At 63.5% G+C, this 11751-nt stretch carries 12 protein-coding genes and 1 tRNA gene; 5 read left to right on the forward strand and 8 right to left on the reverse strand.

All coding sequences use genetic code 11. The annotated features are described in order from the left end of the window. Positions 1-86: 86 nt before the first annotated feature. Entirely contained in the window at positions 87-386 is a 300-nt protein-coding gene (locus DDF70_RS39210) for a DUF6894 family protein (protein ID WP_425374078.1), read from the forward strand. Positions 387-437: 51 nt separating this feature from the next. On the opposite strand, the gene DDF70_RS13795 is transcribed toward DDF70_RS39210, so the two are convergent. The 3 genes from DDF70_RS13795 to DDF70_RS13805 form a co-directional block, all read right to left on the reverse strand. Further along, on the reverse strand, positions 438-887 hold the full coding sequence (locus DDF70_RS13795; protein WP_162820395.1) for a hypothetical protein: 450 nt from the start codon (positions 885-887) through the stop codon (positions 438-440). A gap of 581 nt (positions 888-1468) precedes the next feature. After that, positions 1469-1795, reverse strand: coding sequence for an ATPase inhibitor subunit zeta (locus DDF70_RS13800; protein WP_114945434.1), 327 nt, complete (start codon positions 1793-1795; stop codon positions 1469-1471). Between the two features lie 390 nt (positions 1796-2185). Then, positions 2186-2261, reverse strand: a tRNA-Ile gene (locus DDF70_RS13805). Between the two features lie 317 nt (positions 2262-2578). Here DDF70_RS13805 and DDF70_RS13810 point away from each other — a divergent pair. Next, positions 2579-3556, forward strand: coding sequence for a glutathione S-transferase family protein (locus DDF70_RS13810; RefSeq protein ID WP_114945435.1), 978 nt, complete (start codon positions 2579-2581; stop codon positions 3554-3556). A gap of 24 nt (positions 3557-3580) precedes the next feature. Here DDF70_RS13810 and DDF70_RS13815 read toward each other — a convergent pair whose 3' ends face one another. Next, entirely contained in the window at positions 3581-4756 is a 1176-nt protein-coding gene (locus DDF70_RS13815; protein ID WP_245435483.1) for an adenylate/guanylate cyclase domain-containing protein, read from the reverse strand. Positions 4757-4933: 177 nt separating this feature from the next. Between DDF70_RS13815 and DDF70_RS13820 the strand changes: the two genes are divergently transcribed. Then, positions 4934-5554, forward strand: coding sequence for a TIGR02466 family protein (locus DDF70_RS13820; protein WP_114945436.1), 621 nt, complete (start codon positions 4934-4936; stop codon positions 5552-5554). Between the two features lie 112 nt (positions 5555-5666). Here DDF70_RS13820 and DDF70_RS13825 read toward each other — a convergent pair whose 3' ends face one another. Beyond that, positions 5667-6509 (reverse strand): universal stress protein, encoded by an 843-nt coding sequence (locus DDF70_RS13825; protein WP_114945437.1) that lies wholly within the window; start codon positions 6507-6509, stop codon positions 5667-5669. Positions 6510-6571: 62 nt separating this feature from the next. Continuing rightward, the gene (locus tag DDF70_RS13830) at positions 6572-7555 is read right to left on the reverse strand and encodes a zinc-dependent alcohol dehydrogenase family protein (protein ID WP_114945438.1); all 984 of its coding nucleotides are present in this window, start codon (positions 7553-7555) and stop codon (positions 6572-6574) included. A gap of 523 nt (positions 7556-8078) precedes the next feature. Between DDF70_RS13830 and DDF70_RS13835 the strand changes: the two genes are divergently transcribed. After that, positions 8079-9476: an MFS transporter gene (locus DDF70_RS13835; protein WP_114945439.1), complete on the forward strand. Its 1398-nt coding sequence runs from the start codon at positions 8079-8081 to the stop codon at positions 9474-9476. A 23-nt stretch (positions 9477-9499) separates the two neighbouring features. On the opposite strand, the gene DDF70_RS13840 is transcribed toward DDF70_RS13835, so the two are convergent. Beyond that, positions 9500-10141, reverse strand: coding sequence for a nucleotidyltransferase family protein (locus DDF70_RS13840; protein WP_245435481.1), 642 nt, complete (start codon positions 10139-10141; stop codon positions 9500-9502). Between DDF70_RS13840 and DDF70_RS38745 the strand changes: the two genes are divergently transcribed. Further along, entirely contained in the window at positions 10140-10268 is a 129-nt protein-coding gene (locus DDF70_RS38745) for a hypothetical protein (protein WP_281024364.1), read from the forward strand. The genes DDF70_RS13840 and DDF70_RS38745 overlap by 2 nt on opposite strands. A 152-nt stretch (positions 10269-10420) precedes the next feature. Here DDF70_RS38745 and DDF70_RS13845 read toward each other — a convergent pair. Further along, positions 10421-11751, reverse strand: a 1331-nt coding sequence (locus tag DDF70_RS13845; RefSeq protein ID WP_114945440.1) for a right-handed parallel beta-helix repeat-containing protein, incomplete at its 5' end; no start/stop codon positions are given.

Here is an 11751-nt window from a genome sequence, read left to right on the forward strand (position 1 = left end):
GGAGTGCTCCGGGGCCATGACAGATCATAGACGGAGCGGGCGCGTCATCGCCCTGTCAAATGATTCCTTTAAGTGGCCGAACCGTGATGCAGCGCTATTACTTCCACCTTACAGATGGGCGGCGATTGTACCCGGATCCCACCGGACACATCCTGGCTGGCCCTGTTGCAGCACGCCAGCATGCGCTCGAGGACGCACGATCTCTGCTTGAGAGTTGGATGGTTCGCAGCACGTCGCCTTGGCGGGTCGAGGTGCATGACGGTCTTGGCATCGTCGTATGCAGCATTGCCCTGGCTGATGCTTCTGTTTCAGAGGCTCGTCCCTTGTTTCATGAAGAGGTGGAGGCGAGCGAATGCCTGAATCAAGCTTCTGCGAATGCCTGTTAGGACGTAGACCTGATTAGTCTGCGGCATCCACCCGCGTTCGATCCAGAGATGCTATTTGCTGGCGTCAGGCATCGGCTGATTTTCACCTGTCGCCAGGTCCGTTCTGGCAGGCTCTTTCTTGCGCGAGCGCCGGACGGGCTTTTCCGACGCGTCTGACGGAGTGACCGCCTTCGACGCGGGCTTTCTTTGAACGAGTTCTTTCTTCGCATCCGAAATGGGTGAGCGCTCGGCCTTTTTGATCTCCTTCTTCAAGATCTTCAGACCCTGCTGAACAGATTTGGCGAGATTCTCGATGTCGGAGCCCGGCTCGCTTTGCGCGATGATCTTGAGAAGAGTTTTCTCGAACTTCTTGCCACGGCGCACTGCCTTCTCAAAGTCGGCAAGCCGGCCTTGGAGGAGACTCTGCTTATCTACACCCATCGTATTCTCTCCTGAAATCAACGCGGGGTCGATATCAGATGTCACAGAACCGTTACAGTGAAGTTTCGGTGACAGTTTCATGACAGTCCGGGCGGGCACTGGAGAATCGGACCCGGCGGCGAGCGGCCTTTCGGGATCCATCCGATGCGCTAGCTTACGTGGCCCTTAGACCACGCTCCAGGACATTCGATTGACGCACGATGCTCGATCAGCGCGGCACTGGAAGACCCGCGTGAGCGCGGAGGCCATAGCTCACGATTCCGAAGGGGAGACGAGGTCGCGGCGAACTGGGCAGGAACGCCGCTATGCCGGCACCTGACAAAAAGCCAAGCTGATGCATCCGACCCCACGAGGAAGATCGGAAACCATCGTGGACACATTGTGAGATGATCGTCGAGTTCCATTTCCGCTTACTTCGTCCCTTGTCGCAGAAGGAGTGGGCGGACCGCAGTACATCCGTACTGACCCACCTCAAGCCCCGCAGCGGGGCTTAGGTCCGGTCCATGACAGGGCAATGACGTCCCATCACTTCCAAGGCTCTGGCTTCTGCGACAATTGTGCGATGCCCGATATCGGCATCTCTGCGTTGGCGTCCTAGCTCGCTCAACCCACGTCGAAAGTCTTCTCCCGCGCGTCCGCAGGTGCTCACGCAGCAGGCGGTCTCATGGCGTCGTGAGTTTGCGTGCGAGGGCCACGGCTGCGCCGTCGACGGAATTCCCTGTTGCCGTTGGCATGAGGTTGCCGGCCTTGAGCGTCAGTTCGGTCATGACTTGAAGGATCCGTTCGTTCGATTCCGTGATGCCCGCTTCGTCGAAATCCTTGCGGATCTTGCTGAACACGTCGCTGCGTTCGGGGTCGACCGTGGCTCTGGCCAGAGTATCGGAGTAGGCCTCAAGCTCCGGGCCTGTCAGGCCCAGTTTCTCGGCAGCCCACCGGCCGAGGAGCTTGTTGCGGAGGATCGTCTTTCCCACATCGTCGACGCCGGTCATCGAAGCGCTCCGGTTGCCTGCATGGAATGCACCTGCCGGTGAGCAGGCGCTACGACTCGCACTGGGATCGGAAGCATAAGCAATGAGGATATAGGTGCTTGCATCGTCCCTGCATGCTCTCCCTGCACATTGCGCCCGCCGCCCACGGCTGGCAAGCCCTTCGGGGATGTTCAGACCCCGGCTGATCGTTCCCGGGAACCAAGCTGCCCGAGCGCGACAGGGCAGGTAGCGAATCAGGACTCCGGCGGATGCGCTTTCCGGTCCCGGGAGGCGAGGTCCCCCTTGACGCATTCGCACTCCGGATCCATCCGCAAGGGGAACACCATACGTCGGCCTGCGTGGGGAAACTCGATCACTCCGACAAGGCAGCCTTAAGTCCTTGAGAGGGAGTGGTGGGCCCGGCAGGACTCGAACCTGCAACCAGACCGTTATGAGCGGCCGGCTCTAACCATTGAGCTACAGGCCCTTCCAAGGAAGGCAAGGGGTATCTAGGGGGATAGCCTGTCGTCACCCCTTGTCATGACGTCAGGCCGCGTCCTTTCCATGAGCAGGACGCAAATGAAAGGGCACACCGGAAGAGCCCGGAGACCACCCATGTTCCTGTAATACATCTCACTGTCCGTCAAGCCGGTTTTGTCCTGCACCCGTCCGGGCCGATGCACCGATCCTCGACGCCGTGATGACCCGTCCCCCTTGACGCCCGCCCGGATCCTCCATCTGTCTGCTTTCCCGGCAGGGCCGAGCCCTTCCCATATGGGGACGGGACGAAAGGTGGAGAATGGGATGGGATTGCTGATCGACGGGGTCTGGCACGACCAATGGTACGACACCAAGGGCACTGGCGGGCGTTTCGTCCGCAAACCGTCGGCCTTCCGCAACTGGGTCACCGCCGACGGTTCCCCCGGGCCCTCCGGAACCGGCGGGTTCAAGGCGGAGCCGAACCGCTATCATCTCTATGTCTCGCTCGCCTGTCCCTGGGCGCATCGCACCCTGATCATGCGCAAGCTGAAAGGCCTGGAGGGTATGATCGATGTCTCCGTCGTGCACTGGCGCATGCTCGACCACGGCTGGACGTTCGAAGACGGGCCGGGCGTCGTTCCCGATCCCATCAACCGGGCGCAATATCTCTATCAGGTCTATACGGCGGCCGTACCCGACTATACCGGCCGCGTGACGGTTCCCATCCTCTGGGACAAGGCGACCGGCGCCATCGTGAACAACGAATCCGCCGAGATCATCCGCATGATGAACTCCGCCTTCGACGGGCTGGGCGCCAAGCCGGGCGATTACTGGCCGGATGACCTGCGCGGTGAAATCGACGCCCTGAACGGGCGCATCTACGACAATGTCAACAACGGGGTCTACAAGGCCGGTTTCGCGACGACGCAGCAGGCTTACGAAGAGGCGGTTCGTCCGCTTTTCGAGGCGCTTGATTTCCTCGACGAGCGCCTGTCCTCACGCCGCTATCTCTGCGGCGGCAGGCTGACCGAGGCCGATATCCGGCTCTTCACCACGCTGGTGCGATTCGACCCGGTTTATGTGGGCCACTTCAAGTGCAACCTGCGCCGCATCGCGGATTACCCGCATCTCTCCGGCTATCTGCGCGACATCTACCAGACGGGCGGTATCGCCGAGACCGTGAACATGGCGCATATCAAAGGGCATTATTACGAGAGCCACAGGACCATCAATCCCACGGGGATCGTGCCGCTCGGTCCAATCCTGGATCTCGTTGCGCCGCATGGGCGCGAGCGGATCTAGAACATCGGACGTGTGTCCGATGCTCTACGGTTTGTAGATCTCGATCGCCTCCGCGAAGCCTTCGACCTCGTGAGCGCCGAGCGGCGAGGGGTTGCCCCAGAGATGCTCGACAAAGGGCTTGGACATGAGCAGTGGCTCGCCGAGTTTCTTGTTCAGCTCCGCGATGCGGCTGGCGAGGTTCACGTCGCGCCCGATCACCGTGAAGTCGAGGCGCTGGCCGGAGCCCACGTTGCCGTAGGCCGCGTCGCCATGGTGAAGGGCCAAACCGACATTGATCGGTACCGGAAAGCGGCCCTCGTTGTTGGCGGCCTCGATCCGCCGAAGCGCCTTGGTGGCGGCCGTGAGCGCCGATTGGGCGGCCCCACCCGTATCGTCGCCCTTGTCGCGCACAATGGCGAGAAGCCCGTCGCCCAGATATTTCAACACCTCGCCGCCCTCGTCCTCGATGGGCGGCACGAGGCAGTCGAAATAGTTGTTCAACAGCTCGACCGCGCTTTCCGGGCTCAAGGTCGACGAGATATGCGTGTAGTCGCGCATGTCGGCGAACAGGATGGCCGAACGGATCCGCGTCACCTGTCCGCGTTGAATGGCACCGGAGAGGATCGCCTTGTGCGGGTCGTCGCCGACATAGATGCGCAGCACCTCGTCGAGCCGGTTGCTCGTCGCGCGCAGCTCGGTCACGAGGGAAAAGGATGGGATCACCATGCGCAGGATCGTCAGTTCGCGCGTGCCGAATCCCTGGGGGGATCTCGTCGCGAAGGAGATGGCATTCTCCGCTCCATTGGTGAAGCGAATCGGAATGGTGACGTAGTGGCGATAGCCCGCTTCCTTCAGCTCCGGAATGATCGGGAAGAGATCGTCGGGGGTCGTCGTGAGATCGAGGATGAGCCACTCCCCCGTGCGGTTCACATAGGCGAAGGGGCTCGTCTGGTAGACGGTCTCCCGGCGGTCCCCGTGCGGCAGGTAACGCACGACGGTCCCTTCCTCCCGTGTCCAGAACCGCCCGATGCCCGCATATTCCGAGTGCAGCGTCTCGATGGCGGACACCGCGCGGTCGATGGGCAGGCCGAGCTCGATCAGCCGGTTGAGGAAGCCCGACAGGACCTCGTTCGCATCTTCCATCTGGCCCGCCACCGTGATCAGCCAGTCCCGCAGGGCGATGACCCGCGCGAGGCTTTCCGCGTCGAGGCTTCGCGCCATGGTCAGGAGATCGTCCGAGGAGACCGGCAGGAGGGAGGGTGACATCATAAGGCCAAGGTGTGTTGCCCGGGTGGATCCTTCAACCCACGAGGAATCTTTCCGTTCGGAAAGTTGGGATGCCCTTCCTGGAAGGGCAATGGCTTTGACAGAAGCCGACAGCCGGAATAGAGCCAAGCCATGTCTAGCATCGATACGCTTTTCGTCACTAAAGTCTACCGCGCCGAGATGACGGGCGCCAAGGCCGAACTCCGCAACACGGAGCTGGAGGCGGCCTGCCTGTCGATCGCCGAGGACGACGAGGCCGGCCAGCGCTGGTGCGCCAAGCATGGCTATCCGGGCTACACGTCCTATGCCTCCCTGAACGATCTGCCTTGGCGGGTGCCGGTGTTCGGCGAGCTGTTGAAGGAACTCGACAAGCATGTGGCGAGCTTCGCCAAGGAGCTGGAATTCGACCTCCAGGGCCGCAAGCTCGTGCTCGACAGCCTGTGGATCAACATTCTTCCGCCGGGCGGCATCCACACGTCCCACATCCACCCGCATTCGGTGATCAGCGGCACCTATTACGTGACGATCCCGGAGGGCGCGAGCGCGCTCAAGCTCGAGGACCCGCGTCTCGGCTTCATGATGGCCGCGCCGCCGCGCAAGGCCAGGGCCAAGCAGGAGAACCGGCAATTCGCCTACATGAAGCCGATCCCGGGCACGGTGCTGCTCTGGGAAAGCTGGCTGCGCCACGAGGTTCCCCTGAACGAGGCCGAGAGCGAGCGTATCAGCGTGAGCTTCAACTATTCCTGGCAGTAGGCCTCCGGCCGGTCGAGGATCGCTTCGGTCGGCAAGGGCCTTCCAGATCTCGAAAGGCTCGCCGGCATCCCACTCTGCTAAAGATCCGACGGGAAGACGCAAGCCTCTTTGGTCAATAGGAGAGGAACAGCGGCACCGGGGTGTTCTTGAGCAGTGACTGGGTCGTGCCTCCGAGCATCATTTCGCGCAGGCGTGAATGGACGTAGGCGCCCATCACGATCATGTCGGCACGGGTCAGGTGGGCGTGATTGCGCAAGGTCACGGCCACGTCCCCGTCCATGGCCGGAAGGGACAGGACGTTCACGGCGACGCCATGGCGAGCGAGGTGAGGGGCGATCTCCGCGCCCGGCACCGCGTGCGCCAGGTCCTTCTCGCCCGTGACGCTGATCAGTTCGACCTGTGAGGCGGCTCTGAGCAATGGCATGGCATCGTTGAGGGCGCGCGCTGCCTTGGCGCTGCCGTCCCATGCCACGATGATCCGCTCTCCCTCGAAGGCCTCCCGGCCCTCGGGCACGACGATGAGGGGGCGCCCGCTCTCCATCAAGACGGCTTCGATCAATCCCCGGTCGACCGCCAGGGAAATCGGCTCCAGGTCGAGGACAGTCAGATCATGGGCGCGTGCGAGGAGCGTGAAGCTCCTGATGAGATCCGGATAGGCAAGCTGCGGCGCCTGCGTGGTGCAGGCGATGCCCGATGCCGCTGCGGCTCGCTGCGAGGATTCGGCGGCCGCATGGGCAAGAGCGTTCAGCCGGCGGTTCTCGGCGGCTACGAGACCTTCCGCAAAGCTGCTGACGAACGCATGGGTCAGAGTGACCTTCAGGGAGGCCGCCTGAACCGTGACGTGGGCGTTCGCCTGCCGGGCGAGCGAAAGCCCGTAGGGCAGGGCGGAGGAGCGCTCCTCGGCCTCTCCTTCTTCCGTAATCCCGATCAGGATGTTGCGCATGTTCTGGAGCATGTAATCCTCTCGTTGGGCGGTTGCTGGTGTGTTCGGATGCATCGACATCTGCTTCGTCCTCTTCAGGGGATCAGGACCGCAGCTCCCTGGAGCCGTCCGGATCGCAGATCGTCCAAGGCCTCATTGGCGGCTTTCAGCGGGTAGCGCACCGTCTGCGTCCTGATCCGGGCCTCGGGGACGATCGCCAGGAAATCCTGTGCATCCCGGCGGGTCAGGTTGGCGACGGACAGGATCTGCCGCTCCTCCCAGAGAAGCCGATATGGAAATTGCGGGATGTCGCTCATGTGGATGCCGCCGCAGACGACACGTCCGCCCTTCCTCACGGCGCGCAACGCGAGGGGCACGAGCGCGCCCACGGGCGCGAATATGATGGCCGCGTCGAGGCGCTCGGGCGGCTCCTGATCGGAGCCGTCGGCCCAGACGGCCCCGAGGGAGCGGGCGAAGTCTTGAGCGGCAAGATCGCCCGGTCTCGTGAAGGCAAAGACACGGCGGCCCTGCCAGTTGCAGACCTGAGCGATGATATGGGCCGCCGCGCCGAACCCGAAGATGCCGATCCTCTCGCCCGGGCCTGCGGCCACCAGCGAGCGCCAGCCTATCAAGCCGGCGCAGAGGAGGGGTGCCAGAGAGATAGGATCGCCGTCCTCGGCTAAGCTGAAAGCATAAGCGTCATCGGCTATGGCATGGGAGGCGAAGCCGCCGTCTCGGGTGTACCCCGTAAACAGCGGCGCATCGCACAGGTTCTCATGCCCGGACATACAGTAGGGGCAATGTCCGCATGTATGGCCGAGCCATGGAATGCCGACGCGCTCGCCTAACGCGCGGTTGCGGACTCCAGGCCCGATCGCGTCCACGCGCCCGACGATTTCGTGGCCGGGAATGACGGGAATCTTGGGATGCGGCAGGTCGCCATCCACCACATGGAGGTCGGTCCGGCACACCGCGCAGGCTTCCACCGCAACGCGGATCTCGCCTGCTCCAGGGGCGGGGAGCGGGCGCTCCTCCATGATCAGGGGCATGCGCACTTCGTGGAGGACCATAGCTTTCATGGCATCGCTCGATGAAAGGCCGCTCCCATGCGCGCCTGCCGATGCCCAACCCTGACGACCATGGCGCCCTCCGCCCTTGTTCCGGTTCGTGAGTGGATCACTCATCCTCATCGCATGGGAGGATCAGGCGCTTTCCAAATGCGCTTCAGCCCGGCACGGGACGGAGCGACACTCTCGGCGAACCCATGAGAAACATGGACACTCCGCGCGGCGAAGCATTGACGGAGATCAAAGTACAGGCTTGGGCCTGTCCGCAGAAATTCGACCGCTGCCGATCCTGGGTTTCCAGTGCGGGCTGTTGTTTTACAGAGGCTTAGCCGTTCCAGGCTCACTCGATTGCGACAAAGGGTACAAATTCCTTGGTTCACAGCCGTTTCAGCATACGTTAGGGCATAGGTGACAGGCCTTGCGCTCGGCGGTGGTTCCCGGTCGCTGCTGCGTCTGGGGCATCATGCAAGCTCGGCCGGAGCTCGCATGATTCTCGAATATCCCTCCCGAGCCGGCCGATCGACAGCACCTCACCATGGACACAGCTTCAACCCGGACTTCGCCTGCGGCAGGCTTCACGGACGGCCTGCCCAATCCTGAGCGTCTCCTGGCCTTCCTGGCCATCGCCATCGCCCTCACCATGGCGGTTCTGGACAGCGCGATCGTCAACGTGGCTCTTCCGGTGATGGCGCGGGAGCTTCAGGTGGATCCGGCCACGACCGTCTGGGCGGTCAATGCCTATCAGCTGGCCATCACCGTTTCCCTTCTGCCTCTGGCTTCCCTCGGCGATTCCCTGGGCTACCGGCGGGTCTACTGGGCCGGGCTGCTGGTGTTCACCCTGTCGTCGCTCGGCTGCGCCCTCGCCGGGTCCTTTCCGATGCTGATCGCCGCGCGCGTCCTTCAAGGCTTCGGTGCAGCCGGGATCATGAGCGTCAATATCGCTCTTGTGCGTTTCATCTATCCGACGAAACTCCTGGGCCGGGGCGTCGGGAACACCGCTCTGGTGGTCGCCATCTCGTCGGCCGCCGGTCCTACGGTGGCGGCGGCGATCCTGTCGGTTGGGTCCTGGTCCTGGCTCTTCCTGATCAACGTGCCGCTCGGCGTGTTCGCGCTCCTCGTTGCGGCTCGGACATTGCCCGACACGCCCCGTTCGGCCCGACGGCTCGACGGATGGAGCGTCGCTCTCAACGCGCTGACCTTTGGGCTCCTGATCACCGGGATCGACGCCCTCAGCACCGGCAACTTCACATATCCGCTCTTCGCCATCGCGGGCGCAGTCGTGGCGGGGTTCGTGTTCGTGCGCTACCAGCTCTCGCTGGCACTGCCGCTGTTGCCCCTCGATCTCCTGAGGCTGCCGGTCTTCGCCCTGTCGATGATGACGTCGATCTGCTCGTTCGCCACGCAGGCGCTCGCCACTCTGGCGCTTCCCTTCTACTTCCACGACGAACTGGGCCGAAGCGTTGCCGAGACGGGCATGCTCATGACCCCCTGGCCCTTGGCGATTGCCGTGGCTGCCCCCATCGCCGGCCGCCTGGCCGACCGCTTCTCGCCCGGCCTGTTAGGCGGGCTCGGTCTTGCCACCCTCTCCGCCGGCTTGGCTCTCGTCGCCATGTTGCCGGACAATCCGGCGACCGCGGATATCATCTGGCGGCTGACGATCTGCGGTCTGGGGTTCGGCCTGTTCCAGTCTCCCAACAACAAGGCCATCATCACCAGCGCGCCGCCGGAACGCAGCGGCGGAGCGAGCGGCATGCAATCCTCGGCCCGACTGGTGGGCCAGTCCCTCGGAGCGGCCCTGGCGGCGGTTCTCTTCGGCCTGGTTTCCGGTAGCCCGACAACCATCATCCTGTGGTTGGGAGCAGCCCTGTCGCTGGTCGGCTGTGTGACGAGCAGCCTGCGAATCCTCAGGGGAAGCAGGCCCGCCGGACGGTGAGGTCGTCCCCCAGCGGCGTTTTTCTAGCTCTGCCATGGTTCGCGGCTGACATGGCCGAAATCCGCCGGAGTATCGACGTCCTGAAGGATCGCCGGATCGTCGACCGGGCATTCCAGCACGTCGGACCGTCCGCGCAGGATCGGCCCCGCGCCGCTGTCGCCTGAAAGCTGTTCGATCCGGTCCGCGAGTTTGCGCGAGAGCACGACCGGGTTGCCTCGCCGGCCACCGATCGTCGGCACCAGCGCCATCGGTTCGCCCGTTCGCTGCCACTCACGCACAAGGGTATCGATCAGGCGGGCCTTGATGAGGGGCATGTCGCCCAGGAGTATGACGGCCGCCCGAGCCCCGGACGGCAGGGCCGCAAACCCGGCCTTCAGCGATGTCGAAAGACCGTCCATGAAAGCGACGTTCCGGACGATGTGGACCGGACGTCCTGCCAACGCGTTCTCGACCTCGGCGGCATGGTGGCCCGTGACCACGATTACGGAATCAGCCAGTGATCCGAGGGCGGCGTCGGCCACGTGCTGCACCAAGGGACGGCCGGCCATGCGGGCCAGCAGTTTCGGATCCGTCCCGAAACGTGTGCCCCGCCCGGCGGCGAGGATGATTGCCGCAACATTGCTCATCGGCCCGATATGGTCCCAGATCCAGCGATCCGTCAACATGGGCCCGGGCGAGATCGGCATCGTCGGAACGGCGGCCGCGGTCGCCGACGCGATCTATCACGCCACCGGGAAACGCATCCCCGACTTGCCGATTACAATCGGCAAGATCCCGGCGGAGAAGGAGTGAAGCGGTTCTCCGATGAGCCGCGACCGTGCACCACTTGGTGCTGGCCATGCAGCGGCGTTTGGAGTGCGAAAGCGGCAAAGGGCTTTCGCGGAAGATGAATGACGCGGCCTTGTGTCAACCGACCGCGTCATTCATGTCGGCATAGACGGTTGTTAGATGACGAAGAAGTCGGCAGCGGTGAGCGCAGCCTTGTTCTCGATCACCGCGAACTTCACGGCAGCACCCGAACCCGAACCGTCGGCGTCGTAGGAGAGTTCGCCCGTGGTCCTGTCGTAGATGATGTGATCGTTCTGCTCCTTGGCCGTGTCATTCAATTCGAAGAAGCGCGGGGACAACGCGCCGGTCTTGGTCAGCTCCGTGAAGATGCTGTGATCAAGCTGAATCGTGTTGTGGGCCGTATCGAAGTCGGTGATGACCTTGACGCCCTTTCCGAGGGCTGTGTCGAAGACGAATGCGCCATGTGCATTGCTCGTCAGCGAATCGCCGGCGTCAGTGGTGGCCGAATTGTCCGCAGGAGTGGGGACGGGCTGCGCCGGAGCCGGAGCGGACGCTGACGACGATTGGGCGGGCGCCGCGATGGAATCCGGGCTGCTGTAGATGGTGTTGGACTCAACCGTCGAGTTCACCAGTCCGGTGTTGGCGCCGTAGGTGCTGTAATGCACGTCGCCCACACCGCCGAGCACGTTGTTGGTCACCACCAGACCCGAGGACGGAAGCTGGCGATCCCCGCTCTCGTTGGCGATCTCGATGCCCGTGGCCGGCTTGCCGCCGCGGTAGAAGTCCGTGTCGTAGGTGTGCGCCACGGTGTTGGACTGCACCACCGCACCCTGCGCGTTGTCGAGGTAGATGCCGACGCTGAAGCTGTCGTAGACCTTGTTGCCGGTGATCTTGGCATCCTTGGTGAACATCGCGCCGACACCCTCGCCGTAGTTGCCGTGCACGTAGTTGTTGCTGATGACGCTGCCGTCCGACTTGTCCAGGCTGATGCCCTGCGCCCAGCCGCCGCCGGTCATCGAGCGGCTGCTGTTCTCCAGCACGTTGTGCCAGACCTCGTTGCCGTCGATCAGGTTGTTGTAGGAGTTGCCGACATTGCCGCCGGCCCAGATGCCGACCCGCACGCTGTCGTGCACGTTGTTGTCGAGGATCTTGGTGTCATGGGTCTCCCACAGGCTGATGCCGCCGCGCTTGGCGTTGCGCACCTCGAAGCCCTGGAAGGTGACGTAGTCGCCCGTGATGGTGACGAGATCCGAGCCCGAGGCGGACTGGCTGCCGTCGATGACCACATGCGCGCCGTCGGCGGCCTTGATGGTGATCGGCGCCGAGGCGGTGCCGCTGTTGTAGATGGAGACGTTGCCGTTGTAGACGCCGCCGGAGACCAGCACGGTGTCGCCCGCCTTGGCGAGCCCGGCGGCTTTGGTGATCGATTTGACCGGGCTGCCCGAAGCCCCCGAGTTCGAGTCGCTGCCCGTGGTCGAAACGTAAA

This window comes from Microvirga calopogonii (assembly GCF_003347665.1).
GTDB classification, from domain to species: domain Bacteria; phylum Pseudomonadota; class Alphaproteobacteria; order Rhizobiales; family Beijerinckiaceae; genus Microvirga; species Microvirga calopogonii.